Source organism: Streptomyces sp. NBC_01077, assembly GCF_045162855.1.
Classification (GTDB): domain Bacteria; phylum Actinomycetota; class Actinomycetes; order Streptomycetales; family Streptomycetaceae; genus Streptomyces.
On the sequence record NZ_CP108669.1, the window covers coordinates 3,741,647 to 3,767,913 of the forward strand.

At 72.0% G+C, this 26,267-nt stretch carries 21 protein-coding genes; 4 read left to right on the forward strand and 17 right to left on the reverse strand.

Annotation, left to right across the window (positions count from 1 at the left end; genetic code table 11):
* Positions 1 to 11: 11 nt before the first annotated feature.
* Complete coding sequence (locus OG462_RS16695; protein ID WP_406058333.1) at positions 12 to 1,694, reverse strand: DUF2079 domain-containing protein; 1,683 nt, start codon at positions 1,692 to 1,694, stop codon at positions 12 to 14.
* A gap of 188 nt (positions 1,695 to 1,882) precedes the next feature.
* On the opposite strand from OG462_RS16695, the gene OG462_RS16700 reads away from it, so the two are divergent.
* Positions 1,883 to 3,034, forward strand: coding sequence for a winged helix DNA-binding domain-containing protein (locus OG462_RS16700; RefSeq protein ID WP_406058335.1), 1,152 nt, complete (start codon positions 1,883 to 1,885; stop codon positions 3,032 to 3,034).
* Between the two features lie 10 nt (positions 3,035 to 3,044).
* On the opposite strand, the gene OG462_RS16705 is transcribed toward OG462_RS16700, so the two are convergent.
* Genes OG462_RS16705 through OG462_RS16725 form a run of 5 tightly spaced genes read right to left on the reverse strand, consistent with a single transcriptional unit; the run spans position 3,045 to position 7,849 of the window.
* Entirely contained in the window at positions 3,045 to 3,719 is a 675-nt protein-coding gene (locus tag OG462_RS16705) for a potassium-transporting ATPase subunit C (protein WP_406058337.1), read from the reverse strand.
* 5 nt (positions 3,720 to 3,724) lie between these two features.
* Positions 3,725 to 5,842: a potassium-transporting ATPase subunit KdpB gene (kdpB, locus tag OG462_RS16710; RefSeq protein WP_406058339.1), complete on the reverse strand. Its 2,118-nt coding sequence runs from the start codon at positions 5,840 to 5,842 to the stop codon at positions 3,725 to 3,727.
* Positions 5,839 to 7,503, reverse strand: coding sequence for a potassium-transporting ATPase subunit KdpA (gene kdpA, locus OG462_RS16715; RefSeq protein WP_406058341.1), 1,665 nt, complete (start codon positions 7,501 to 7,503; stop codon positions 5,839 to 5,841). The genes kdpB and kdpA overlap by 4 nt, the downstream gene beginning before the upstream one ends.
* Before the next feature lie 8 nt (positions 7,504 to 7,511).
* Positions 7,512 to 7,601, reverse strand: coding sequence for a K(+)-transporting ATPase subunit F (gene kdpF / locus OG462_RS16720; protein ID WP_033204243.1), 90 nt, complete (start codon positions 7,599 to 7,601; stop codon positions 7,512 to 7,514).
* Positions 7,598 to 7,849 carry a hypothetical protein gene (locus OG462_RS16725; RefSeq protein WP_406058343.1) on the reverse strand — a complete coding sequence of 84 codons (252 nt, stop codon included), beginning with the start codon at positions 7,847 to 7,849 and terminating at the stop codon, positions 7,598 to 7,600. The genes kdpF and OG462_RS16725 overlap by 4 nt, the downstream gene beginning before the upstream one ends.
* 185 nt (positions 7,850 to 8,034) lie before the next feature.
* Here OG462_RS16725 and pucL point away from each other — a divergent pair, with 185 nt between their 5' ends.
* Positions 8,035 to 8,952, forward strand: coding sequence for a factor-independent urate hydroxylase (pucL, locus tag OG462_RS16730; protein ID WP_406058345.1), 918 nt, complete (start codon positions 8,035 to 8,037; stop codon positions 8,950 to 8,952).
* Positions 8,953 to 8,961: 9 nt separating this feature from the next.
* Here pucL and crcB (OG462_RS16735) read toward each other — a convergent pair whose 3' ends face one another.
* On the reverse strand, positions 8,962 to 9,315 hold the full coding sequence (gene crcB / locus OG462_RS16735; RefSeq protein ID WP_406058347.1) for a fluoride efflux transporter CrcB: 354 nt from the start codon (positions 9,313 to 9,315) through the stop codon (positions 8,962 to 8,964).
* Complete coding sequence (gene crcB, locus OG462_RS16740; protein WP_406058348.1) at positions 9,312 to 9,755, reverse strand: fluoride efflux transporter CrcB; 444 nt, start codon at positions 9,753 to 9,755, stop codon at positions 9,312 to 9,314. The genes crcB (OG462_RS16735) and crcB (OG462_RS16740) overlap by 4 nt, the downstream gene beginning before the upstream one ends.
* Positions 9,756 to 10,118: 363 nt before the next feature.
* Between crcB (OG462_RS16740) and OG462_RS16745 the strand changes: the two genes are divergently transcribed.
* Positions 10,119 to 11,381 (forward strand): IS701 family transposase, encoded by a 1,263-nt coding sequence (locus OG462_RS16745; protein WP_406058350.1) that lies wholly within the window; start codon positions 10,119 to 10,121, stop codon positions 11,379 to 11,381.
* 94 nt (positions 11,382 to 11,475) lie between these two features.
* On the opposite strand, the gene OG462_RS16750 is transcribed toward OG462_RS16745, so the two are convergent.
* The 4 genes from OG462_RS16750 to OG462_RS16765 all read right to left on the reverse strand — a co-directional run bounded on the left by OG462_RS16750 (position 11,476) and on the right by OG462_RS16765 (position 17,177).
* On the reverse strand, positions 11,476 to 13,539 hold the full coding sequence (locus tag OG462_RS16750; RefSeq protein WP_406058351.1) for a helix-turn-helix domain-containing protein: 2,064 nt from the start codon (positions 13,537 to 13,539) through the stop codon (positions 11,476 to 11,478).
* A 225-nt stretch (positions 13,540 to 13,764) separates the two neighbouring features.
* Positions 13,765 to 14,646 (reverse strand): BTAD domain-containing putative transcriptional regulator, encoded by an 882-nt coding sequence (locus OG462_RS16755; RefSeq protein ID WP_406058353.1) that lies wholly within the window; start codon positions 14,644 to 14,646, stop codon positions 13,765 to 13,767.
* 318 nt (positions 14,647 to 14,964) lie between these two features.
* Positions 14,965 to 15,432: a DUF1772 domain-containing protein gene (locus OG462_RS16760; protein ID WP_406058355.1), complete on the reverse strand. Its 468-nt coding sequence runs from the start codon at positions 15,430 to 15,432 to the stop codon at positions 14,965 to 14,967.
* Positions 15,433 to 15,551: 119 nt separating this feature from the next.
* Positions 15,552 to 17,177 (reverse strand): vWA domain-containing protein, encoded by a 1,626-nt coding sequence (locus OG462_RS16765; RefSeq protein ID WP_406058357.1) that lies wholly within the window; start codon positions 17,175 to 17,177, stop codon positions 15,552 to 15,554.
* A 215-nt stretch (positions 17,178 to 17,392) separates the two neighbouring features.
* Between OG462_RS16765 and OG462_RS16770 the strand changes: the two genes are divergently transcribed.
* Positions 17,393 to 18,112: a DNA-binding response regulator gene (locus tag OG462_RS16770; RefSeq protein ID WP_406058358.1), complete on the forward strand. Its 720-nt coding sequence runs from the start codon at positions 17,393 to 17,395 to the stop codon at positions 18,110 to 18,112.
* Between the two features lie 51 nt (positions 18,113 to 18,163).
* On the opposite strand, the gene OG462_RS16775 is transcribed toward OG462_RS16770, so the two are convergent.
* From OG462_RS16775 to iolB, 5 genes are all read right to left on the reverse strand, one after another.
* Entirely contained in the window at positions 18,164 to 19,042 is an 879-nt protein-coding gene (locus OG462_RS16775) for an ABC transporter permease (protein WP_406058360.1), read from the reverse strand.
* The gene (locus OG462_RS16780) at positions 19,039 to 21,786 is read right to left on the reverse strand and encodes a CocE/NonD family hydrolase (RefSeq protein ID WP_406058362.1); all 2,748 of its coding nucleotides are present in this window, start codon (positions 21,784 to 21,786) and stop codon (positions 19,039 to 19,041) included. Before OG462_RS16780 ends, OG462_RS16775 begins: the two co-directional genes overlap by 4 nt.
* Positions 21,787 to 22,017: 231 nt before the next feature.
* Positions 22,018 to 23,529 carry a CoA-acylating methylmalonate-semialdehyde dehydrogenase gene (gene mmsA, locus OG462_RS16785; protein ID WP_406058364.1) on the reverse strand — a complete coding sequence of 504 codons (1,512 nt, stop codon included), beginning with the start codon at positions 23,527 to 23,529 and terminating at the stop codon, positions 22,018 to 22,020.
* A gap of 14 nt (positions 23,530 to 23,543) precedes the next feature.
* Entirely contained in the window at positions 23,544 to 25,421 is a 1,878-nt protein-coding gene (gene iolD, locus OG462_RS16790) for a 3D-(3,5/4)-trihydroxycyclohexane-1,2-dione acylhydrolase (decyclizing) (RefSeq protein ID WP_406058366.1), read from the reverse strand.
* Positions 25,418 to 26,266, reverse strand: a complete 849-nt coding sequence (gene iolB / locus OG462_RS16795) for a 5-deoxy-glucuronate isomerase (RefSeq protein ID WP_406058368.1) — start codon at positions 26,264 to 26,266, stop codon at positions 25,418 to 25,420. The genes iolD and iolB overlap by 4 nt, the downstream gene beginning before the upstream one ends.
* Position 26,267 lies beyond the last annotated feature (1 nt).

The following is a 26,267-nucleotide window of genomic DNA, read 5'->3' on the forward strand; positions in this document are numbered from 1 at the left end:
CGCGCGCGTCGCTAACGCAGGAACAGATTCGTGCCCACGTCCGCCGGTACGGCCTCCCGGATCGGGGTGCTGTCCGGGCCCGGGCGGTGCATGCCGGGGATGGGGAGGGCGGTGGTGCGGTGGAGGAGAACCGTTCCGTCGTGGCTCCAGACCTCCGTGTAGCCGTGGGCCAGGAGGAGTTCGACCCGCTGTCGCTGTTCCTCGGTGGAGGCGAAGGGGAAGGTCCGGTCCTTCACGCGGAGGAGGACCCAGTCGGCGCCGCGTGGGGTCCCGTCGGCGATGACCACGTGCATACGGGTGGTCAGGCGGGGCGCGATGGTGTTGTCCGCCTCCACCGTCGCGCCGTCCGGAATGAGTGCGGCCGCCGTGGCGAGGGGGCGTTTGTCCGGGGACGGCCGCCAGAAGTCCGGGCGGACGAGGAGGCCGAGGCCGAGGATGACGGCGGCCGCCGAGGAGAGGGCGATCGCGGTGATCGCCCAGCGGCGGGCGAGTACCCGCCGCTCGCGCAGCCGCCCCAGTGTCTCCAGTGCCGCCGTGAGCAGGATCGGCCACAGGAAGGCGTCGTAGTGGTTGATCACCGGCCAGTGGTTCGGGTTGTCCGAGAGGACCCGTTCGGCGAGGAGCGGTAAGGCCAGGAGGAAGGTCGGTGAGCCCAGCGGGAGCAGGGCCAGGGTGCCCAGGATCCAGGCCACCATGCCGACCTTCACCGCCGGGGTGGCGGCGACCTGGAGCAGCACCCACGGCTCGGTGAGGACACGGTCCAGGGCGGCGCCCGGGTCGGCGCCGAGGCTGCCGTACGACCAGTAGTAGCCCTCGGGGCCGCCCATCGCCGGCAGGAACCAGCCGATCACGACGGCACACACCAGCAGCCCGGCCAGCGCCAGCGCGACCCCGGTGGTCCTGCCGCCGCGGTGGCCCGCGCGATGGGCCCGTACCGCCAGGACCAGGCCGAAGGCGCCGACGACGAGGCCCATGTCCTCCTTCGCCGTGCACAGCAGCGCCGCCCAGCAGGCCGCCGCGCCGTACCGGTGGGCGAGGCCCCGTTCCAGCATGAGGAGGGTGAACGGGACGGCGAACGCCACCTCGTGGAAGCCGTTGCACGCGGAGTTCAGGAGCGGCCACCCGAGCGCGTACACCAGCCCGCCGAGGTCCGCAGCCCTCCGTACGGTGAGCGGGGCGGCGCCCGCGAAGCTGTGCCGGGCGATCCGCCGGACCACCGGCACGCCCACCGCGAACAGCGCGGCCTGCGCGAGGACCAGGACCCGTGGGTCGTCCCACACCCAGTACAGGGGCGCGAGGAGCGCGAGCGCCGGCGTGAAGTGGTCGCCGAGGAGCGAGAAGCCGGGCGGGAACTCGTGGTGCACGTTCTTGATCGGCGACCTCGGCAGCTCGAAGTGCGCGTACGCGCGGACCGCCTGGTCGAAGATGCCGAGGTCGAAGCCGGTCAGCTTCATCGCCGTCCAGGACTGCAGCCCGAGGCCGCAGCAGACGAGGAAGCAGAGTGCGGTGAGGGCGATCCCGCGCCGGCGTGACGCGGCGCCCGTACCGCCTCCCCCGCCGCCTCTGCTACCCGCGGCACCTCGTAGGACGACCGGTATCGCCCCGGCGACCGCAGCACGCGCGCGTGGCAGCGCCCTTGTGCCCGTCTCCTCCGCCTGCGGCCGTGCGGATGTGAACGTCGACGTCTCCCCCATGGCCACGACCCTACGGTGCGTATCCATCACCCACCCCGGGAAGCCCGTGCGCCCCGGGAAGCCCATGAGTCCTGCGAAGCCTGTGAGCCCTGCGAAGCCCATGAGCCCATGAGCCCGGGAACCCGTGAGGCCCAGAGAGCCGAAGCCCCAGGAAGCCCCCACGGGCCGCCGGCAGGCAGAATCGCGCCATGGCCATCACCGCGCGCGCCCTCAACCGCTCCACCCTCGCCCGGCAGTTGCTGCTCGAACGGGTGTCGATCGGCGTCGAGGACGCCGTACGGCAGGTGGTGGCGCTGCAGGCGCAGCAACCGGGTTCGCCCTACGTCGCGTTGTGGAACCGCGTCGCCGGCTTCGACCCCGCGCGGCTCGACAAGGCCGTGGAGGGTTTCGAGCTGGTCAGGTCGACCCTGATGCGGCTCACGCTGCACCTGGTGCACGCCGGGGACTACCGGGCCTTCCGGGAGGGCATGGAGCCGACGCTGCGCGGCTCGCGGCTCCACGACCCCCGGTTCAAGGCGGCGGGGTTCACGGCCGCCGACGCGGACGCCCTGCTGCCCGCTCTCCTCGAGTACGCCGGGGAGGCGCGTACCGGGGCCGAGATGCGGGAGCGCCTGGAGGCGGCGCGGGGCGGGCCGGTGGAGGCCGTGGTGTGGCGGATGATGCGGCAGTACGCGCCGCTGTGGCACGCGCCGACGGGTCCGCCGTGGTCGTTCGGGGCGGCGCAGTCGTTCGTGACGGCGAGCGCGCCGCTGCCGGTGCTCGGTGATCCGGAGGCGGCGACGGCGGGGCTCGCCGTCCTGATCCGGCGCTACCTGGAGGGCTTCGGGCCGGCGTCCGTACCCGACATGGCGCAGTTCACGCTGGCGCCGCGGGGGAAGGTGCGCGAGGCGGTACGGCTGCTCGAAGGCGAGCTCGAGCAGGTGGAGGGGCCCGGCGGGGCGGTGCTCCACGACGTACCCGGGGCGCCTCGGCCCGACGAGGACGTCCCGGCGCCGCCCCGGCTGATGGCGATGTGGGACAGCATCCTGCTGGCCTACGCGGACCGCAGCCGCGTGATCCCGGCCGAGTACCGCAAGCACGTGATCCGCGTGAACGGCGACACGCTGCCGACGCTGCTCGTCGACGGGTACGTGGCCGGGGTCTGGCGCCCCGTCGAGCGAGGCATCGAGGCCTCGGCCTTCCACCCGCTGCCCGCCCGGGTCTGGGCGGAACTCGCGAAGGAGGCCGAGGCGCTCGACGGCTTCCTGGCCGCCCGTGACCGCCGGGTCTACAGCCGCTACGACCATTGGTGGGTCAAGGGACTTCCCATGGTCGAGACCCGGGTGCTGCCGGGCGCCTGACGGGCGCGGCTCAGCCCCGGGCCGCCACCAGCGCCTTCAGCGCGATGTTGAGCTGGAGGACGTTGACGCGGGGCTCGCCGATGAATCCGAGGATGCGGTCGTCGGTGTGGTCGGCGACGAGCCTGTCGACCGCCGCGACGTCGAGGTTGTTCTTCTCGGCGATGCGGTGGACCTGGAGCGTCGCGTACTCCGGGGAGATGTGCGGGTCCAGGCCGGAGCCGGAGGAGGTGACCGCGTCGGCGGGGACGTCCGACGCCTTCACCGTGTACGAAGCGGTGGAGTTGTCCTTGATGACGGCAGCCTTGGCGTCCTTGACCCACTGGATCAGGTCCTCGTTGTCGCCGGAGCGGTTGGTGGCGCCGGAGAGGATGATCGAGTACTGGGTGTTGACGCTGTTGGAGCCGAGGCCGTTCGACGGGCGCGGCTGGAACCAGCGCAGGTCCGGGGCCGCCGTCTCCTCGCCCTCCTTGAGCGGCAGGTTGTAGGTCTGGCCGATCAGTTCCGAGCCGACGGCCTTGCCGCTCACGTCGGTGACCTCGGATCCGTTCGCCTTGCCGGGGAAGGCCACTTGGGCGATACCGGTGACGGCGAGCGGGTAGAGGACGCCGGTGATCACGGTCAGGACGAGGAGGGCGCGGAGGCCCGCCCAGAGCAGACGTCCTGTGCTTCCTACGGAAGTGTTCATGTCGATCAGCCGATTCCGGGGATGAGAGAAAGAAGGACGTCGATGATCTTGATGCCGATGAACGGGGCGATCAGGCCACCCAGGCCGTAGATCCCCAGATTCCGCCGCAGCATGGAGTCGGCGCTGCTCGGCCGGTAGCGGACGCCCTTGAGGGCGAGCGGTACGAGCGCCACGATGATCAGCGCGTTGAAGATGACCGCGGAGAGGATCGCGGACTCGGGCGAGGCCAGGCCCATGATGTTGAGCTTGTCGAGCGACGGGTAGGCGACCGCGAACATCGCGGGGATGATCGCGAAGTACTTCGCCACGTCGTTGGCGATCGAGAAGGTCGTCAACGCGCCTCGGGTGATGAGGAGTTGCTTGCCGATCTCGACGATCTCGATGAGCTTGGTCGGGTTGGAGTCGAGGTCGACCATGTTGCCGGCCTCCTTCGCGGCCGACGTGCCCGTGTTCATCGCCACGCCGACGTCCGCCTGCGCGAGCGCGGGTGCGTCGTTCGTACCGTCACCGGTCATCGCGACCAGCTTCCCGCCCGCCTGCTCCCGCTTGATCAGCGCCATCTTGTCCTCGGGCGTCGCCTCGGCGAGGAAGTCGTCGACGCCCGCCTCCTCGGCGATCGCCTTCGCGGTCAGCGGGTTGTCGCCCGTGATCATGACCGTACGGATGCCCATCCGGCGCAGCTCGTCGAACCGCTCCCGCATGCCCTCCTTCACGACGTCCTTCAGGTGGATGACACCCAGGACCCGCGCGCCCTTGCCGTCCTCCAGAGCCACCAGCAGCGGCGTGCCACCAGCCTGGGAAATCCGGTCCGTGAGCGCCTGCGCGTCCTCGGAGACACTGCCGCCCCGCTCCTTCACCCATGCCACGACCGAACCGGTCGCGCCCTTACGCACCTTCCGCCCGGCCCCGTTCTCGACGAGGTCCACACCCGACATCCGGGTCTGGGCGGTGAACTCGATCCACTCGGCGCCGGCGAGCTCGCCCTGGTGGCGCTCCCGCAGCCCGTACTTCTCCTTCGCCAGGACCACGATCGAGCGGCCCTCGGGCGTCTCGTCCGCGAGCGACGACAGCTGGGCCGCGTCGGCGAGTTCGGCCTCCGTCGTCCCGGCGACCGGGGCGAACTCCGATGCCTGGCGGTTGCCGAGCGTGATCGTGCCCGTCTTGTCGAGCAGCAGCGTCGACACGTCACCCGCGGCCTCGACCGCACGCCCCGACATCGCGAGGACGTTGCGCTGCACGAGCCGGTCCATGCCGGCGATGCCGATCGCCGAGAGCAGCGCGCCGATCGTCGTCGGGATCAGGCAGACAAGGAGTGCCGTGAGGACGATGAGCGAGGTCTGCTTGTCGGCGCCCGCGTAGATCGCGAACGGCTTCAGCGTCACGACCGCGAGCAGGAAGACGATGGTCAGCGAGGCGAGCAGGATGTTGAGCGCGATCTCGTTGGGGGTCTTCTGCCGCGCGGCGCCCTCGACCAGGGCGATCATCCGGTCGATGAAGGTCTCGCCGGGCTTCGTCGTGATCTTGACGACGATCCGGTCGGAGAGGACCTTCGTACCGCCCGTGACGGCGCAGCGGTCGCCGCCGGACTCGCGGATGACCGGAGCCGACTCGCCGGTGATGGCGGACTCGTCGACGCTGGCCACGCCCTCGACGACGTCACCGTCCCCGGGGATGATGTCGCCGGCCTCGCAGACCACCAGGTCACCGATGCGGAGCTCCGTTCCCGGGACCCGCTCCTCGCTCTTGCCGATGATCCGGCGGGCGACCGTGTCCGTCTTGGCCTTCCGCAGGGTGTCGGCCTGCGCCTTGCCCCGTCCCTCGGCCACCGCCTCCGCCAGGTTGGCGAAGATCGTGGTCAGCCACAGCCAGGCCGTGATCGCCCAGCCGAACCAGTCCCCCGGGTTCTTGACCGCGAGCGCGGTGGTCACGACCGAACCGATCAACACCACGAACATGACCGGGGACTTGACCATGACCCGCGGGTCGAGCTTCCTGATCGCGTCCGGGAAGGACGTGACCAGCTGCTTGGGGTCGAACAGTCCGCTGCCGACGCGTCCGGCCTCGGCCGGCCGGCCGCTGGGCGCCCCCGACTGCGGGGGCCGGGTAGGAGTGATGGTGCTCATGCTGCGAGCCCTTCGGCGAGCGGTCCCAGCGCGAGGGCGGGGAAGTAGGTGAGACCGGTGATGATGAGGATCGTGCCGACGAGGAGGCCGGTGAACAGCGGCTTCTCGGTCCGCAGGGTGCCCGCCGTCTCCGGTACGGGCGTCTGCTCGGCCAGCGAGCCGGCCAGCGCGAGGACGAACACCATGGGCAGGAACCGGCCGAGCAGCATCGCGATGCCGATCGTCGAGTTGAACCACTGCGTGTCCGCGTTCAGACCGGCGAAGGCGGAGCCGTTGTTGTTGGCGCCCGAGGTGTAGGCGTAGAGGATCTCGGAGAATCCGTGCGCGCCGGAGTTCGTCATCGAGTTCGACGGCGTGTCCAGCGCCATGGCGACGGCGGTGAAGCCGAGGACGAGCGCCGGGGTGACGAGGATGTAGCAGGCCGCGAACTTGATCTCGCGGGTGCCGATCTTCTTGCCCAGGTACTCCGGGGTCCGGCCGACCATCAGCCCGGCGATGAACACCGCGATGATCGCCATGATGAGCATGCCGTAGAGGCCGGAGCCGACGCCGCCGGGCGCGATCTCGCCGAGCTGCATGCCCAGGAGGTTGATCCCGCCGCCGAAGCCGGTGTTCGAGGAATGGAAGGAGTTCACCGCGCCGGTCGAGGTCAGTGTGGTGGCGACCGAGAAGATCGCCGACGCGCTGATGCCGAAGCGGGTCTCCTTGCCCTCCATCGCACCGCCGGCCAGTTCGAACGCCGGGCCCTTGCCGGCGAACTCGGTCCACAGCATCAGACCGGTGAAGACGAGCCAGATCGTCGCCATCGTGCCGAGGATCGCGTACCCCTGCTTGAGCGAGCCGACCATGCGGCCGAAGGTGCGGGTGAGCGCGAAGGGGATGACGAGGATCAGGTAGATCTCGAAGAGGTTGGAGAGCCCGTTGGGGTTCTCGAAGGGGTGGGCCGAGTTGGCGTTGAAGTAACCGCCGCCGTTCGTGCCCAGCTCCTTGATGACCTCCTGCGAGGCCACCGCCCCGCCGTTCCACTGCTGGCTGCCCCCCATGAACTGGCCGACCTCGTGGATGCCGGCGAAGTTCTGGATCGCGCCACAGGCGACGAGCACCAGGGCGCCGATCACCGAGATCGGGAGCAGGATGCGGACCGTGCCGCGGACCAGGTCGGACCAGAAGTTGCCCAGCTCACCGGTACGGGACCGGGCGAAGCCGCGGACGAGGGCGACCGCGACCGCGATGCCCACCGCCGCCGAGACGAAGTTCTGCACCGCCAGGCCGCCGGTCTGCACGACGTGGCCCATGGCCTGCTCGCCGTAGTACGACTGCCAGTTGGTGTTCGCCACGAACGAGGCGGCCGTGTTGAACGCCTGATCCGGGTCGATCGACACGAAGCCCAGCGAGCCGGGCAGCGAACCCTGCACCCGCTGGAGCAGGTAGAGGAAGAGGACGCTCACGGCGGAGAAGGCGAGGACACCGCGCAGATAGGCGGGCCAGCGCATCTCCACCGACGGGTTGGCGCCGATGCCCTTGTAGATCCACTTCTCCACCCGCAGGTGCTTGTCGGAGGAGTAGACCCGCGCCATGTAGTCACCCAGCGGCCGGTACGACAGACCGAGCGCGACGATCAGCGCGAGGAGCTGGAGAACCCCAGCAAGAACAGGACTCATATCCGTACTCAGAACCTCTCGGGCTTGACGAGGGCGAGGACGAGATAGCCCAGCAGGGCGGCCGCGACGAGCAGACCGACGATGTTCTCGGCACTCACAGCTTGGCCACCCCCTTGGCGATGAAGGCCACCAGCGCGAAGATCGCGACCGTGGTGACGACGAAGGCCACGTCGGCCATCGTGAGCTCCCGGATGCAGGAAGAAGGAAGAACGGATTCTCGGACGAGAAGCGGATTCTCGGACGAGATGAGGAAACCTCTCCTCAGGCCGCTCGCCGCCTCCGTTGACGTGCCCCTAACGCCGCTAATGCCCGTCTTGACGCTTCCCCTACGCGAAGCCCTCCCCATTGCCAGTGGCCGGAAGGGGCCATATCTTCGAGCGAAACCTACGGACCGGGATGCTCGTCAGTCCCGGGGCGGCCCGCCGTTCACGGGTCGGACGGCGGGGAGCGGGACCCTCAGGGACGACGGGGGGCGCTGGACGCCGGGCGTACGGGATATCCGTATCCACGTACCCGCAGGAGCTGAGCAGCATGAGCAAGCACGTCCTGGCGCAGAACCAGTACGGCAAGGCCGAGAACCGCATCGTCACGGTCACCCGCAAGGGCAACGACGGCGCCTGGCACGAGATCCGCGACCTGAACGTGTCGGTGGCGCTGCGCGGCGAGTACCGCGACGTCCATCTGACCGGCGACAACGGCAACTGCCTGCCGACCGACACCACCAAGAACACGGTCTACGCCTTCGCCAAGGAGCACGGCGTGGCCTCCCCCGAGGCCTTCGGCATCCTCCTGGCCAAGCACTTCGTGAGCTCGCAGCCGGTGATCCACGGGGCGCAGATCCGGGTGGAGGAGTACGCCTGGGAGCGGATCTCCGTCCCCACCCGCAAGGAGCAGCACTCCTTCGTCCGCCAGGGTCAGGAGGTCCGCACCGCGCAGATCACCTACTCGGAGAACACCGGTCTCCAGGTCCTCTCGGGCCTCAAGGACCTCACGGTCATGAACTCCACCAACTCCGAGTTCCACGGCTTCATCAAGGACAGGTACACGACGCTCCAGGAGGCGTACGACCGGATCCTCGCCACCAAGGTCACCGCCCGCTGGGCGAACTCGGCCCCGGCGGCGGCGGACGAGGAGCACGACTGGGACCGCTCGTACCAGAAGGTGCGCCGTCACATGCTGGAGGCGTTCGCGGAGACGTACAGCTACTCGCTCCAGCAGACGCTGCACGCGATGGCCGACCGGGTCCTGGACAACGTCTCCACGGTCAACGAGGTCCGGCTCAACCTGCCGAACAAGCACCACTTCCTGGTGGACCTGGAGCCCTTCGGCCTGAAGAACGACAACGAGGTGTACTTCGCGGCGGACCGGATGTACGGCCTCATCGAGGGCACCATCCACCGTGACGGAGTCCAGCCGGTGATCGCGACCAGCGACTGGATCACCGCCTGAGGCCCCTGCCTAGACCAGCCCGGCCGTCCGGACTCCCAGCCATACGGCTCCGAGTCCGGCGGCCAGGCTCCCGGCCACGTTGAGCACCGCGTGCGCCTTCGCCCCGTCCTCGTACAGCTTCAGCGTCTCGTACGAGAAGGTCGAGTACGTCGTCAACGCCCCGCACAGACCCGTGCCGAGCAGCAGATGGACGTGGGTCGACGCCACCCCGGTGAGCAGCCCGAGCACGAACGAGCCGACGGTGTTCACCGTGAACGTGCCCCAGGGGAAGCCGGGGCCGAACCGGGCCCGCGCCGCGCGGTCCGCGAGGTAGCGCAGGGGCGCGCCGACGGCGGCTCCGGCGACGACGAGCAGCCAGTTCACGCGCGCCCCACCCGTCCCCGCCCCGCCCTCCTGCGTACGGCCCTGGTGCCGGCGACCCCGGCCCAGACGGCGGCGAGCGCGGTGACCAGGGTCCCGGCCAGGTAGAGCAGACCGCGCGCCGGATCGCCGGCGCTCAGCAGCCGCTCCGTCTGGAGGCTGTACGTCGAGAAGGTGGTGAACCCGCCGCAGAATCCGGTGCCGAGGAAGGGGCGGAGGAGCGGGTGCGGGGCCTCGGTCGACCACTCGGCCGACCGCTCCGTGAGCAGGACCATCAGCACGCCGAGCACACCGCAGCCGATCACGTTGACCGTGAACGTCGTCCAGGGGAAGGCGCCTTCGGGCGTCGGCCGGAGCAGCTCCGCGCCGTAGCGGGCGGATGCGCCGAGGGCGCCACCGGCGGCCACCACTCCGACGACCGGCAGTTCTGCGCGCAGTCCCATGGCCGCAAGCGTACGAGGGACGGATCAAGGCGAGGCGCACAGGCACGGCCCCCGGCCTGGGGCATTAACCGGGGTCCGGCCCGTGCAGCCTCGCTCTGCGATGGTCCGGCCACGCCGTGCGACGGGTCAAAGCCGGTTCGGCGAGTCTGTCAGATCCCCCGCGGGGTATTCCGGAGGAGCGTGACGAGGGCCCGTAGAAGATGCGTGGAGACGGCTGTGACCTGCGACGACACGTCGGGAGGTGGTCCGGCCACCATCCGGCGGCCGATTCGGGTGCCGGGTACACCTCGTCCCCGGGGGCGGTGACGGGCGACGGTGGTGGTGCAGCGGGAGGGAGCTGCGCAACCTTCGGGCAGGAGTGTCGTGAGTACATCCGTCGCAATCAAGCGCAAGGCCGTCACCGGGGCTGTTCCTCCGGCCGCTCCCCTGGGCGTCGTCAGGTCCGTCGGTGCGGCCGACTCGCGCGAGGACGTCTACGCCGAGCTGTGTGCCGCGCTGTTCTCCGGCTTCCCGCGCCGTGACCAGCGTCTGAAGGCCGAGCAGTATCTGCACGGCCTGCTCACCGCGCAGGGCCGCAAGTCCATCCGTAACATCGCCGCACAGATAGGCGGTCCCGCAGCCGAGCAGAGCCTGCACCACTTCGTGTCCAGCTCCACCTGGGACTGGCAGCCGATGCGGGCGGCGCTCGCCCGGTACCTGGAGCGGAACAGCTGCCCGCAGGCCTGGGTGGTGCGTCCGATGCCGATCCCGAAGGCCGGCGAGCACTCGGTGGGCGTGGACCGGCGCTTCGACCCGGAGCGCGGGCAGGTCTTCCACGGCCAGCAGGCGTTCGGGGTGTGGTTCGCGAGCGACGAGCTGAGCGTCCCCGTCAACTGGCGTCTGTTCCTGCCGGACCCCTGGGTGAACGACCGCACGCGGCGCGACCGCGCGGAGGTTCCCCAGGAGGCCGGCGAGGAGACCCTGGAGGAGTGCGCGGTGGCGGCGGCGCTCGACACCGCCCGCTGGTCCGACGTGACCCGCAAGCCGGTGCTGCTCGACATCCGGGGCGGCGCGGGACGGGCGGCCCTCACCCGGCTCGCCGGGGCCGGGGTGCCGGTCGTGGCCCGGATCGGTCCGGGTTCCCGGCTCGCGATCGCCGACCGTTCGCTGCCCGGATTCGGGGCCGGACCGCTGTCCGCCATGCAGATCCTGGAGTCGCTCAAGGGCCTGCGCAGGCCGGTGAGCTGGGTGGACACGGTGGCCGGCGCGCGGACCTCGCGTACCTCCCTTGCCACGGCGGTCCGGGTGGCGCTGCCCACGCCGGGCGGTGAGCGGATGCGTCCGCTGGTGCTGCTCGGCGAGTGGGACGACCCGCGCCGGGCTCCGGCCCGGGTGTGGATCAGCGATCTGACCGGTTCGCCGGTCGGCTCGCTGCTGCGACTGACGAAGCTGGCCCGCCGGGTGGAGCGGGACTTCGTGGAGGTCGGCGAGGGGGCGGGGCTGCGGGACTTCGTGGGCCGCTCGTTCCGCGGCTGGCACCGGCACATCACGCTGGCGTCGGCGGCCCACGCGGCGACGGTCATGGCGTCCACCGACTGGGAGGCGTCCTACGGCTCCGGCTACGGCTCGGGCCGTACGGCGAGCTGACCCACGCGGCGATCAGCCGGGGCGCACGGCGATCGGCCGGTGCGCTCCGGCGATCAGTGTGTGCGGCTCGGCGATCAGCGTGTGCGCACGGCGATCAGCCGGTGCGCTCCGGCGGACCCGGCAGCTGTCGGCCCGGGTCCGTCGTGGCACGGGCCCTGGCCAGGACCTCCCGGGTGCGCTGGAGGCGCAGCGCCAGCTGGACCTCCAGGACCTGGCCCGGCTTCTGCCACTCGGGGCCGAGGAGTTCACCGATCCGTTCCAGGCGGCGCGAGACCGTGTTGGGGTGGACGTGGAGCGCCTCGGCCGCGTTCGTCGGGCTGCCCCCGGAGGCGAAGTACGCCTCCAGGGTGTGGGTGAGGTCGGTGAACCGCTCGGCGTCGTAGTCGAGTACGGGTCCGATCGCCGCCTCGACGAAGCCGTCGACGTCGTTGTCGTCGGAGAGCAGCAGCCCGAGGAAGCCCAGGTCCTGCACGGACGCCGCCGAGCCGGTGCCGCCGAGCGCGCTCATCGCGTCCAGGCAGCGGCCGGCCTCCTGGTGCAGCCGGGCGACGCCGTCCGGGCTCCAGCCGGGTCCGGCGGCGGCGACGGAGACGGGGTGGCCGAGCAGCGGGGACAGTTCCGCGGCGACGGCCCTGGCGGCGGCCGAGGCGTCGATGCCCGGGAGCAGCAGCACGATGCAGCCGCCCTGCACGGTCTTCAGACCACTGAGGCGGTACGCGTACGAGGACGCCCACACCACGGCCCTGCCCTGTTCGCCGCCCTCCGGCCGGGCGAGCACGAGGACGTGCGGTTTGCGCAGGTCGACGCCGAGGCGGCGGGCGCGCTGGGCGATCTGCTGGGGTGCGTGCGGCGGGTCGGCGATGAGGTCGTCGAGGAGTTCGTCGCGTACGGGTCCTTCGGCGACGGCGGTGGAGCGCCGCATGAGGAGGAGGAAGGCGACGGACTGGGCGGCGAGTTCGAGGAGCCGCTCGTCCTCTCCGGTGAGGCCGCCGGCGGCGCGGATGACGAGGCCGCCGAGGTCCTCGGAGCCGGCGATGACGGGGGCGACCCAGGTGTCGTCGTCGGCGAGGACCGGGCGGCGGCGGGCGTGCGCGTCGAGCGAGGCCTTGGCGACGGCCTCCTCGTCGAGGCCGGGCAGGTCGCCGGCGATGGCGAGGGACTGGCCGCCCTGGTCGCGGATCATCACGGTCGCGTCGAGGGCGTCGGCGGCGGCTTTGGCCACGCTGCCCAGGTCGCCGCCCGCGAGGACGAGGTTCATGATGCGGCCGTGGGCCTCGCTGACGTGCCGCATCCGGGTGAGGCTGGTGCGGACCCGGGAGCTGTCCCGTTCGAGTTCGGACACCTCGGCCCGGGTGCGGTCGAGGAGTCCGGCCTTCTCGACCGCGAGCGCGGCGAGGTCGGCGAGCGCGGTGAGGAGTGCGATCTCCTCGGAGGTGTGGTCGCGGACCCGCCGGTCGGCGCCGTGCAGGGCGCCGATCACGGTGTCGCCGCTGCGCAGCGGCGCGGCCATGATCGCGTGCAGGTCCTCGGCGCGCAGGGCCGCTTCGGCGGCCTCGTCGAAGGCGGGTGCGTGGACGCCCGCGTCGAGGGAGCCGGAGGGGGCGAAGCGCTCGTCGGCGAGGTAGTCGGCGGTCCAGACGGCTTCGCCGTGCAGCTGGACGGCGCCGCCGAGTCCGTACCCCTCGGCGATCCTGAGCCCGGGGGCGAGTCGCGGTCCGCCGGCCTGTCCGGGGCGGGAGCCCTCGGTGGTGTGGACGTAGCAGGCTCCGTGCGGGCCGCGCAGCGTCACATACGCGAGGTCGAGGCCGAGGAGCCGGCGGGCGCGGCGGGTGATCACGCGCAGCAGGCTGTCGAGGTCGTACGAGAGGGTCAGGTCGCGGGCGGTGTCGATGAGCGTGGCGAGCCCGTCCTCGCGGCGCGCGTCCTGCTCGCGCTCGCGGCGCACGTCCTGCTCGCGTCCGGCGTGGACCTCACCGGCGAGTGCGACGGCCCGTTCGAGGCGGTCGAGTTCCGCTCCGGCGAGGCCGGTGAGACGGGCCTCGTCGAGGAGGGTGTCGAAGCGGGCGGGCGGGGCCTGCCGGGCGAGCAGTTCGAGGACCGTGAGCAGCGCGTCGGTGCCATCGGCTCCGTCCGCGCCGTCCGCGCCGTGCAAGGTCATGGCCCTGTCCCCCGTTGTCGAGCGAAATCGGGCACCTGGGAGGAAACCCGTACTGCTCGCCGAAATTAGTTCGGCTTCGGGAGTCGGTCAACGGTGAGTTGCCGCACTTCATTCCCGGTGAAGGCCCCTGGGAGGTGTCCGGCTGGTCGGGCCGGCCGCCCTGGGCCGCGTCGGACGGTCGGCCGGTCGCCCTCGGACGGGCGGGCCGGCGGCCGCGTCTGACGGTCAGCCGACGGAACCGGCCGGTACGAGCCGGGCCCGGGGCGGGCTGAACTGGGCCGGGATGCGGGGCGCGTACAGGGGGCGGACCGCGGTGTTCCGTACGGCGAGGACCGAGCGCTGGAGGCGGCGCAGGCGCGCAGAGGGCTCCATGCCGCTCTCTCCCTTGAGGGCCACGCGCAGCCGCTCGTACACGGTGAGGGCCTCGTCGTGCTGGCCGCAGCGCAGCAGGGCCACCATGTAGTGGGCGTGGAGGGGCTCGTTGGTGCGGTAGCGGGCGACGAGACCGGAGAGTTCGGAGACGAGTTCGGCGTGCCGGCCGAGGCCCAGCTGTGCTTCCACCCACTGGTCGAGGACGCTCAGCCGGGAGGTTTCGAGGCGCTCGACCTCTCTGCGGAGCCGGGGTCCCGCGGCGACGCCCGCATAGGGTTCGCCGCGCCAGAGGGCGAGTGCCTCGCCGAGGCGGAGGGCGGCGCGCGCGAGGTCGCCGGCCTCCATGGCGCGGTAGCCGGCGCCGGCCGCGCGCTCGAACTGCCGGACGTCGTTGGTGCCGCCGCCGGTGTCGAGCCGGTAGCCGCCGGGCTGGGAGACGAGGATCGCGTCGGCGGAGCGCCGGTCGGACCAGCCGGGCCCGGGTTCCGCCGGAGCGGCGCCGCGCAGCGCACCCGCGATGAGGGTGCGCAACTCGGTTATGTGGGCCTGGAGTTCGGTGCGGGCGCCACGAGGGGCGCCGGACGGCCACAGTTCCTCGGTGAGCACCGTCACGGGGACGACTTGGTCGGCGCTGGCGGTGAGCAGGGCGAGGAGCTGCCGAGGCGCGGCGGCTGTCGGCGTGATCGACACCCCGTGCTCACGTACCGACAGTCCCCCCAGAATCCGGACGTCCACCTTGCCCCCTCAGTGTCTGTGCGGTGTCAGCGCGTGGGATGACTCTCGATGATTAGAAAAGACCCCCGTAGGCATGTCAATAAGAAACCGGAGGGTACGGAAACCCAACCCGGGATATCGGGGTGATTCACCCCCTTTGCGGGGGTATAAGGCCGTAAGATTTTCGTCACTGGCGCAGACCAACGCATGCCGGAAGGCTGTTTCCGGACTCAGGGGTACGCTTTCGCAGGGCTCTTGCGGATCGCGAAGGGTCCGACACGCACGAGATCACGCCAGAAACCGTCCGCAGGGTACGGTTCCAGAGCGGTTCCGGCGGTTCTAGAGCACCGCCGCGGCCGTCAGCAGGCCGAACGCGACGACGATCAGCGGCGTGCGGACACGGTGGAAACCGTTCCAGCGCCTCTCGAAGGCGGCCCGGACGGCCGACGGCTCGTCACCCGTGGCCTCCGAGGCGGCCAGCGCGTTGTTGAGCGGGATGTTGCCGCCGACGGTGACCACGTGATTGAGGGCCGCGCACACGAGCCCCGCGAGGACGAGCCACTTCTGGGTGTCCGTCCGCCCGTCGACGGGGACGAAGAACGCGGCGGCAGGGAAGGCGACCACCCCGAGGAAGACGACCAGGAACACGCCCCTCGGGACGGCTTCGTTGATCCGGCGCATCGCCACGACGAACTCGGCGTCCGTCAGACGGGCGAGCGCGGGCATGATCCCGGTCTGGAAGATCAGCATGAAACCGGCGTACAGGCCGGTGCATCCGACGGCGAGGGCGAGCAACAGGGAGGCCATGCGGCCATTCTGGACCGCGAGCGGCCGTTGTGACCCGCAAGCGGCCGATCCGACCCGCTGCCCGCCGCGCGCCGTCGCTTGCCTGCCACCCGACCGCCGTCCCCTGCCCGCCGCGCCCGTCAGCTGTACGGGTCGCCCGACCGCAGCTCACCCTCGCGAGTGGCCCCACCCTCCGGCGTCCGGTCCGGCCCCACGGCCCGCCCGAACAGCACGTCGGCCTGGCGTACGGCGTCGGCCAGCTCCCGGACCACGGCCGAACCCGACCGTCCGGCGATCGCGTCGGCGCTGCCCGCGAGCGCCCGGAACCCCGGGGCGCCCGGCAGGCCCCCGCCCCGCAGGGCGTCCGCGAAGTAGGCGGTGATCGCCGTCAGCTGCAGACTGTCGTGGCCGCCGCCCCAGATGTCGGCGGTGAGGCCGGCCGTGCCGACCGAGCCGGAACGCTCGTGGGGCGCGCGCGTGGCCGGGTCGAGCCAGCGGACGGTGGCGGTGGCGACCGGGCCGGTCGCCCCGGCCCTGGTCCTGACCGCGTACAGCGCGGTGACGGTGTGACCGGCGCCGATCTCGCCGCCGTCGACGTGGTCGTTCCGGAAGTCCTCGTCGGCGACCTCCCGGTTCTCGTAGCCGATCAGCCGGAACTTCTCGACGGTCCGCCGGTCGAAGGAGACCTGTGCCTTGGCGTCACGCGCGCGCAGCTCGACATGGGCGGGCAGCTGGTCGACGAAGACCTTGCGGGCCTGCGCGGAGTTGGAGACGTACGTGGTCTGGCCGTCGCCCCGGTCGGCGAGCTGCTCCATGAACGCGTCGCCGTAGTCGCTGCCCACCCCGACGCCGAAGAGGGTGATCCCGTACTGCTTCCGCTCCTCCTCGATGCGCCCGAGGATCGTCCCCGCCTCGGTGGCACCGGTGTTGGCCAGCGCGTCGGAGAGCAGTACGACCCGGTTGGTGGCGCCCTTGCGGTGACCGTCGACGGCGACGTCGTAGCCGGCGCGGACGCCTGCCTCGACATTGGTGGAGGAGCTCGTGGTGAGGGAGTCCACCACCTCGCGGATCCGGCCGCGGGCATCGCCCACCCGGGTCATGGGCAACCGGGTCTCGGCCGCGTCGCTGAAGGTGACCAGACCGATCGAGTCGTCGTCGCGGAGCTCGTCGGCGAGCAGCCCGAGCGACTCCTTGACCAGGTCGAGCCGGCCCGGCTCGGCCATCGAGCCGGAGACGTCGACGACGAAGGTGAGGGCGGCGGGCGGGCGTTCGCCCCTCTTGTCCGCCGCGCGGGTGGCGAGTCCGACCCGGACCAGGGACCAGCCGTCCTGCCCGGCGCGGGCCCCGTCGAGGGTCACGCTGAAGCCGTTGTCCGAGGGGCGCGGGTAGTCGGGGCGGAAGCTGTTGACGAACTCCTCGGGGCGTACGGTCGCCGGGTCGGGCAGCCGGCCCTCGGCGAGGGTACGGCGGGCGTAGCCGTACGAGGCGGTGTCCACGTCCAGGGCGAAGGTGGACAGGTAGTCGGGGGCGGGCGCCGCGGAGGGCCGGCCGCCGTCCTCCCGCACGCCCTCCGGGTTCGCGGTGCCCGCTCCGTCGGGGGCCGCCGGGGCGGTGCGGCCGGCCTCGCGGTTCGACCGGTCGGCGCTGGTTCGTTCGCCGTTCGCGCCGCAGCCTCCGATCGCGAGTCCGGCCGCGAGCAGACCCGCGACCGTGGCCGAGAACCGGCCACGGCGACGCCCGGCCGCCGCCGTGATGTGTCGTTCCATGTCATCTCCCCCTCTTGGTAGGGCACTTGCGAATGTGACGAACGGGAGGCCCGCTGGGAGCAGTCGAAGGAGTTGCGGATGCATCTCGATGCGGCAACGGCGACCGGGGTGACCACGGGTGGCATGGATTCGCCATCCTTTTCAACAGGGGTTGTCACCGTGTGCAGTCGCGTGCGTACATGGAGTGGACATCGATCGGGCGGGGGTGGTCAGCGGTGGCAGAGAGCGCGGGCTCCGTGATGCTCGCCCGTTCGGCGATGAACCGGGCCGCGACCGAGGGACAGCGGCCCGCGGGGCGCCCGGTCCGGGGTGCGCGGCGCATCAGCGCGGCGCTCGCCGGGCTGGCCGCTTCCACGCGGTACGAGCTGCTGACCTTCGACGACCCGGTCGCGTCGGCGGGCTGCGCGATCCCCGAGCCGTTCCTGGAGCTGGCGGCGGCGTGCATGCGGGCGGCGGCGGAGCGGGCCGGCGAGGTCAGACGGATCGTGCCGCGGCATGCTCTGCCACGCCTTGAGAGCGGGCTCCGGATTCCGGGCCGGGCCCGCCTTGCGGAGGCCATCCCGTTCAAGATGATCGTGGTCGACCGGACGGTGGCCGCGGTCCCGCTCGACCTGGAACTGCTCTACAACGGGCTGCTGCTGATCCGCGACCCGGTGGTGGTGCAGGCCCTCGCCCGGGCCCATCACGCCTGCTGGGCGACGGCCGAGGAGCTCACGTTCGCGCCGCCGCCCCCGCGGCCGCCCAGCGATCTCCCGCCGCAGCTGCGTCCGGTGCTCGACGCCCTCCTGTCGGGGCTCACGGACGAGACGGCGGCGGCCCGCCTCGGCATGTCCGCGCGGACGTACAGCCGGCGGGTCGGCGAGCTGATGGCGGCCCTCGGCACGACGAGCCGCTTCCGCGCGGGTGCGGAAGCGGCTCGAAGGGGGTGGCTGTGAGAAGAAGACCGTAGGGCCCTGCGCAGGAATGCTGCTCAGGGCCCACGACACCTACGACACGATGTCCTTGCGGGCGAAGCCGCGGAAGGCGAGCGCGAAGAGGACGAGGGCGTACGTCAGGGAGATCGCCGTGCCCTTCACCATCCCGCCCCACTCCAGCTGCGGCTGGAGCGCGTCGATCCAGGCGAACTGCCAGTGCGCGGGCAGGTACTCGCGCCAGTCGCCGAGCGCCGTGACGGCGTCCAGGACGTTGCCGACGATGGTCAGGCCGACGGCTCCGCCGACCGCGCCGAGCGGGGCGTCGGTGCGGGTGGAGAGCCAGAAGGCGAGGCCCGCGGTGACCAGTTGGGAGGCGAAGACGAAGGCGACGGCGATACCGATGCGGAGCACCGCGTCCCCGGCGGGCACCGCACCGCCGGTGGGCAGCTGGAGTGGCCCCCAGCCGTAGGCGACCGTACCCACGGCCAGGGCCACGAGCGGCAGGAGGACCATCGCGGCCGCGCTGTAGGCGAGGGCGACCGTCAGCTTGGAGGCGAGGAGGCGGGACCGGGGCACGGGCGCGGCCAGGAGGTACCGCAGGGAGGACCAGCTCGCCTCGGAGGCGACGGTGTCCCCGCAGAACAGCGCCACCGGGATGACGAGGAGGAAGCCGGCCGAGACGAAGAGGCAGGTCGCGGCGAAGTTGGCGCCGGAGGCGGTCGCCGTGTCCATCAGGGTGATGCGGCCGTTGCCGCCGCCGTCCTGGTCGCCGCCGATCGCGAAGGCGATCAGCAGAACGAACGGCAGGGCGACCAGGATGCCGACCATGATCAGGGTGCGGCGGCGCTTCCACTGGCGCAGGGCCTCGACGCGCAGCGGCAGAGTGCGTCCGGCTCGGTAGCCGGGGGCGGAATCCACCGGAGCCGTGGGGGTGTCGAGCAGCGGGCTCATGCGGCTCCTCCTCCGATCAGGGTCAGGAACGCGTCTTCGAGGCGCCGGTGCGGTCCGATGCCGGTCAGCGGCACGTCGAGGCCGACGAGTTCGCCGATGAGGGCGGTCGGGGCGAGGGTGTCGAGGCGGACGAGGATCCCGCCGTCGGTCCGGGTCGCCGTGGCGACGCCCGGGAGGGCGTCGATCTTCTCCACGAGGGCGTCGGGGACGGGTGCCCCGAGCGTCACGAGCAGCGTGTCGCCGGAGCCGGTGATCTCCGCGACCGGCCCGGCCTGCACGAGCTGTCCCCGGTCCATGACGACGAGGTGGGTGCAGGACTGCTCGACCTCCGCGAGGAGGTGGCTGGAGACGATGACCGTACGGCCGCCGGCCGCGTACCGGATCATCACCTCGCGCATCTCGCGGATCTGCGGCGGGTCGAGTCCGTTGGTGGGCTCGTCCAGGATCAGCAGGTCCGGCAGGCCGAGCATGGCCTGGGCGAGGGCGAGGCGCTGCCGCATGCCCTGCGAGTAGGTGCGGACGGCGCGGTCGAGGGCGCTGCCCAGGTTCGCGATGCGCAGGGCCTCGTCGGCATGGGCGTCCTCGGCGGGCCGGCCGGTGGCCTTCCAGTACAGGTCCAGGTTCTCCCGGCCGTTGAGGTGCGGCAGGAAGCCGGCGCCCTCGACGAAGGACCCGACGCGGGAGAGGACCGGGGCGCCGGGCCGGATGGCCTGGCCGAAGACCCGGATCTCGCCCTCGTCGGGGGTGATCAGGCCCATCAGCATGCGCAGGGTGGTGGTCTTCCCGGCGCCGTTGGGCCCGAGGAGGCCGAGGACCTGGCCCTGCTCGACGCGGAAGGACAGGTCGCGGACGCTGTACCGGTCGCCGCCCTTGTACTTCTTGGAGAGCCCGGTGATCTGGAGCGGTACGGCGGCCAGTTCGGGGTCGGGCGCGGGAGCGGTCGTGCGGCGGCGGGCGGTGAGCAGCAGCGCGCCGGCGGCGGCGAGGCCGAGGAGCGGCAGGCCCCAGACCCACCAGGGCAGGGCGGCGGCCTGGGTGTCGAGGCCGGGCGCGGTGGGGACGGTGAGCGGGCTCTCGACGGCGACGGTGTAGTCGGCGGGGACGGTCGGGGAGGCGTAGCCGAGGTCGGTGGCGGCGACGACGAGCCGGAGCCGGTGCCCGGCCTCCACCCCGTGGTCGACGGCGGGCAGGGTGAGCGTGACGCTCTTCCCGGCCTCGGCGCCGTCGACGCGGACGGGGGCGACGAGTTGGGCGGGCAGCACCTGCTGCCGGCCGTCGGGCCCGACGTCGTACACCTTGGCGAAGAGGACGGCGGAACCGTCGGTGGCGGTGGAGGTGACCTTGACGCGGACGGTCGGCGTGCCGGTGATCCGGAGCGGCTCGGCCTGCGGCTTCGCGTCGAACCGGGCGTGCTGGCCGGGGAAGTCGAGGGAGAGGCCGACGCCGAGGGAGGAGAGTCCGGCGACTCCGCCGCCGAGGCCGGGGACGGCCGAGACGGCGGGCGGTGCGGCGCCGGCGGGGTTGGCGAAGGTCTGCGCCGGTCCGGCGAGCGGGACGCTCGTGGCGCCGGCGGTGAGTCCCGGGTAGCGGTCGGCGGTCGCGGCGCGCAGGGTGGCCCGGCCGTCGGTGGAGTCGACGCCGCCGGTACGGCTGACGCGGAACGCGGGGCCGGTGTCGACGGAGGTGTCGCGCTTCAGCCAGCGGTCGAACCAGGTGCTGATCCGCCGCTCGACGCGCTCGGTCTCGCGGTCGCCGCCGTCGTGGCCACCGGAGATCCAGTCGACGGCGACGGGGGCGCCGTTGGCGGTGAGGGTACGGGCCATGGCGTCGGACTGGGCGAGGGTGAAGAGGGAGTCGGACTGGCCCTGGACGAGCAGGGCGGGCACCTTGACCTTGGCCCCTACGGCGGAGGGGCTGCGGGCTTCGAGGAGTGCGCGGGCGGCGGCGTCGGGCTTGCCGGAGACGGCGACGCGCTCGTAGAGGGAGCAGAGTTCGGCGGTGAAACGCCCGCAGGCGACGGACTTCCCGGACGCGGTCTTCCCTGACGCGGACTTACCGGACGCGGGCTGCCCCGTCCCGGCCTGTCCCGTCCCCGTCCGGCCCGGCTCCGTCCGGCCCGTCCCCGCCCCGGTCGGGGCGCCCGGCTGGTTTCCTGCGGAGAAGAAGATCCCGGCCCAGAGCTTCTTGAAGACGTCGTCCGGGAAGAGCGCGTCGGCGAGGTTCCAGTAGGTGATCTGCGGGGCGATGGCGTCGACGCGCGGGTCGTGCCCGGCGGCGAGCAGGGAGATCGCGCCGCCGTACGAGGCGCCGGTGACGCCGACGCGCGGGTCGCCGGGCTTGTCGAGGAGGACCTCGGGCCGGGCGGCGAGCCAGTCGATCAGCTTCCGGGCGTCCTTGACCTCGCGGTCGGGGTCGTTGAGACCGATCTCCCCGGTGGAGGCGCCGAAGCCGCGCGCGGACCAGGTGAGAACGGCGTAGCCGTCACGGGCGAGTTGCTCGGCCTGGGCGCGGACGTCGTCCTTGGAGCCGCCGAAGCCGTGGCCGAGGAGGACGGCCGGCCGGCGGCCGTCTCCGTCGCCGGTGAAGTACGAGGTGTCGAGTCGGGCCCCGTCGAGGTCGAGCATCCGGTCCGCCCGGTGCACGGGCGGCGGATCGTCCGAGGCGACGGCGGTCCAGGTGCCGGCACCCGCGAGAACGGCGAGGACGGCGGTGACCGCGGCCCACCGGGGAAGTCGGAGTCGCATGATGTCGAGCCTAAGCGGGCTCGCCGCGGACCTCGGCTGTCCCGGGGCGGAGGTGCCCGCCCTCCTGGAGTCGTACGGCGCGGGCCGCTCGTACCACGGGCGCGGTATCCACCGGCCCTCCGTACCACCGGGCGCGGTATCCACCGCCCATGGCGACGGCCCCCGGGGTGCGGTGGGTCCGCACCCCGGGGGCCGTCATGCCCTACGGCGTGTCACGTGGCCTACGGCGTGTCAGTGGTTGCGCGGGAAGCCCAGGTCCACGCCCGCCGGGGCGTCGGACGGGTCCGGCCAGCGGGTGGTGACGACCTTGCCGCGGGTGTAGAAGTGCACGCCGTCGTTGCCGTAGATGTGGTGGTCGCCGAAGAGCGAGTCCTTCCAGCCACCGAAGGAGTGGTATCCGACCGGCACCGGGATCGGCACGTTCACGCCGACCATGCCGGCCTCGACCTCCATCTGGAAGCGGCGGGCCGCGCCGCCGTCGCGGGTGAAGATCGCGGTGCCGTTGCCGAAGCGCGAGCCGTTGATGAGGGCGAGGCCCTCCTCGTACGTCTCGGTGCGCAGCACGCAGAGCACCGGGCCGAAGATCTCGTCCTGGTACGCCTTGGCCGTGGTCGGCACGTGGTCCAGGAGGGAGAGGCCGATCCAGTGGCCGTTCTCGTGGCCCTCGACGGTGTAGCCGGTGCCGTCGAGGACGACCTCGCAGCCCTCGGCCGCCGCGCCGGTGACGTAGGAGGCGACCTTGTCGCGGTGGACGGCCGTGATGAGCGGGCCCATCTCGGAGGTGGGGTCGTTGCCGGGGCCGATCTTGATCTTCTCGGCGCGCTCGCGGATCTTGTCGACGAGCTGGTCGCCGATGGAGCCGACGGCCACGACCGCCGAGATGGCCATGCAGCGCTCGCCGGCGGAGCCGTACGCCGCCGAGACGGCCGCGTCGGCGGCCGCGTCGAGGTCGGCGTCCGGGAGGACCAGCATGTGGTTCTTCGCGCCGCCGAGCGCCTGGACGCGCTTGCCGTTGGCGGAGGCGGTGGTGTGGATGTGCCGGGCGATCGGCGTCGAGCCGACGAAGGAGATCGCGGAGACGTCCGGGTGCTCCAGGAGCCGGTCCACGGCCACCTTGTCACCGTGCAGGACGTTGAAGACACCGTCCGGGAGGCCCGCCTCGGCGAGCAGCTCGGCGATCTTCAGGGACGGCGACGGGTCCTTCTCGCTCGGCTTGAGGATGAAGGTGTTGCCGGTCGCGATGGCGATCGGGAACATCCACATCGGCACCATGGCCGGGAAGTTGAAGGGCGTGATGCCGGCGACGACGCCGACGGGCTGGCGGATCGACGCCACGTCCACGCGGTTCGACACCTGGGTGGAGAGCTCGCCCTTGAGCTGGACGGTGATGCCGCAGGCCAGGTCGACGATCTCCAGGCCGCGGGCGACCTCGCCGAGGGCGTCGGAGTGGACCTTGCCGTGCTCGGCGGTGATCAGTTCGGCGATGGCGTCGCGGTTGGCGTCGAGGAGCGCGCGGAACTTGAAGAGGATGGTGGTGCGCTGGGCGAGGGAGGAGGTCCCCCAGGTCGCGAAGGCGTCCTTGGCGGCGGCGACGGCGGCGTCCACCTCCTCGACGGAGGCGAGCGCGACCTGGGTGGTGACGGCGCCGGTGGCCGGGTCGGTGACCGGGCCCCAGTTGCCCGACGTGCCCTCGACGGTCTTGCCACCGATCCAGTGGCTGACAGTCTTGACGGTGTTCGTCATGACGAAATGCTCCTTCAGAGATGGCGGCGTCGGGCGGTGACGTGCCGGTCGTACTCCTCGCGGGCCTTGACCGCCGACGGGCGGGTCGAGGTCTCGGCCACGGGCACATCCCACCACGCCTGGGCCGGGGGCGGGCCCGACACAGTGTCTGCCGTTTCGGTCTCGACGTAGACACATGTGGGAACCGTCGCGGTCCGCGCGTCCGCGAGGGCTTCCCGCAGGTCACGCACGGTATGGGGGCGCAGCACCCGCATGCCGAGGGAGGCGGCGTTGGCGCCGAGGTCGACGGGGAGCGGCGGGCCGGTGAAGCCGCCGAAGGCGTCCCGGTGGCGGTAGTCGGTGCCGTACCGCTCGGCGCCGACCGCCTCCGAGAGGCCGCCGATCGAGGCGTAGCCGTGGTTCTGGAGGACGATCAGCCGGAGGGGGAGGCGTTCCTGCACGGCGGTGACGATTTCGGTGGGGTTCATCAGATACGTGCCGTCGCCGACGAGGGCCCAGACGGGCCGGTCGGGAGCGGCGAGCAGGACTCCGAGGGCGGCGGGGATCTCGTAGCCCATGCAGGAGTAGCCGTACTCGACGTGGTACTGGTCGGGCGAGCGGGTCCGCCACAGCTTGTGGAGGTCGCCGGGGAGCGATCCGGCGGCGTTGATCAGGATGTCGCTGTCGTCGACCAGAGTGTCGAGTACGCCGAGGACCTGGGCCTGGGTGGGGCGGGCGTCCTCGTCGGGGACGGCGTAGGCGGCGTCGACCTGCTCCTGCCAGTCCGCCTTGGAGAGCATCCATTCGGCCGTGGTTCCGTCGTGGTCGCCGAGCTCCTCGGTGAGCGCGGTCAGCCCCTCCCGGGCGTCGGCGACGAGCGGGAGCGCGCCCAGTTTGTGGGCGTCGAAGCCGGCGATGTTGAGGTTGACGAAGCGGACGCCCTCGGGGAAGAGGGTGCCGGATGCGGTGGTGAAGTCGGTGTAGCGGGTGCCGACGCCGAGGATCAGATCGCCGGTCGCGGCGAGGGCGTTCGCGGTGGAGCTGCCGGTGTGGCCGATGCCGCCGGTCTCGCAGGGATGGTCGTACGGCAGGGCGCCCTTGCCGGCCTGCGTGGTGGCGACGGGGATGCCGGTCCTCTCGGCGAAGGCCCGCAGGGCGTCCTCGGCGCCGCTGTACCTGACGCCGCCGCCCGCGACGATCAGCGGGCGCTTCGCCGCCCGGATCGCCCGTACGGCGGCGTCGAGTTCGGCCGTGTCGGGGCGGGGACGGCGGACCCGCCAGATCCGCTCGGCGAAGAACTCCTCCGGCCAGTCGTACGCCTCCGCCTGCACGTCCTGCGGCAGCGCGAGCGTCACCGCGCCGGTGTCCACGGGGTCGGCGAGGACCCGCATCGCGGCGAGCGCGGCCGGGATCAGCGCCTCGGGGCGCCCGACCCGGTCGAAGTACTTCGAGACGGGGCGCAGACAGTCGTTGACCGACACGTCGCCCGCGTACGGGACTTCGAGCTGCTGGAGTACGGGGTCGGCGGGGCGGCCCGCGAAGGTGTCGCCGGGCAGGAGCAGGACCGGCAGGTGGTTGACGGTGGCGAGGGCGGCGCCGGTGACGAGGTTGGTGGCGCCGGGGCCGATGGAGGTGGTGACGGCGTGCGCGGAGAGCCGGTGGGACTGGCGGGCGTAGCCGACGGCGGCGTGCACCATGGCCTGTTCGTTGCGGCCCTGGTGGAAGGGCATGAGTGCGGGGTCCTCGACGAGGGCCTGGCCGATTCCGGCGACGTTCCCGTGGCCGAAGATGCCCCAGGTGGCGGCGATCAGCCGCTGCCGGGCCCCGTCGCGCTCGGTGTACTGGGCGGCGAGGAAGCGGACGAGCGCCTGGGCGACGGTCAGCCGGATGCTCGTACGGCTCGTACCGCTCATGCGTATCCCTCCGTGTGGTCCGGGTGGAAACAGATCTTCCACTCCCGCTCGGGTCCGGGACCCGCCATGACGTTGAGGTAGTAGAGAGCGTGACCCGGCTGGGCGATCGACGGGCCGTGCCAGCCGTCGGGGACGAGGACGGCGTCGCCGTCCGCGACCTCGGCGAGGAGTTCCGCACCGCCGGGCCGGGAGGGCGAGATCCGCTGGTAGGCGAGGCCGTGCGGGCCCTCGATCTCGTAGTAGTAGATCTCCTCCAGGACGGACTCGGTGCCGGGGCGGTGCTCGTCGTGCTTGTGCGGCGGGTAGGAGGACCAGTTGCCGCCGGGTGTGACGACCTCGACGGCGATGAGCCGGTCGCAGTCGAAGCCGTATCGATCATCGCCTTCGGCGGTGGCGGCCGAGGCGAAGTTCCGTACCTGGCGGGCGCGGTTGCCGCTGCCCCTGATCTCGACGGGAACCTCCGGCGCGGGGCCGTAGCGGGCGGGGAGTCGTCGCTCGCACTTCGCTCCTGCCAAAGCGAAGCGGCCTCCCGCACCGGAGGCGATCTGGGCGTGGGCGTCGCGCGGTACATAGGCGAAGTCGGTCACTCCGTCGAACACGCTCGCGCGGCCCAGGAGTTCGAGGATCTCGCCGTCGACGCGCACGCTACAGGCACCGGAGAGGGGAAGCACGACCCATTCGGAATCCCCGCTCTCGAAGGAGTGGATCCCGCCCGGTCCGAGGGTGAGGATCCGGAGGGCGGAGTACGTCCAGCCGGCCCGCTCGGGGTCGATGTCGAGGGCGTACGGGCCACGCGCGGTGGTCCCGGCGGGCAGGTGGAGGGACGGGGGGTGATCGGTGCTCATG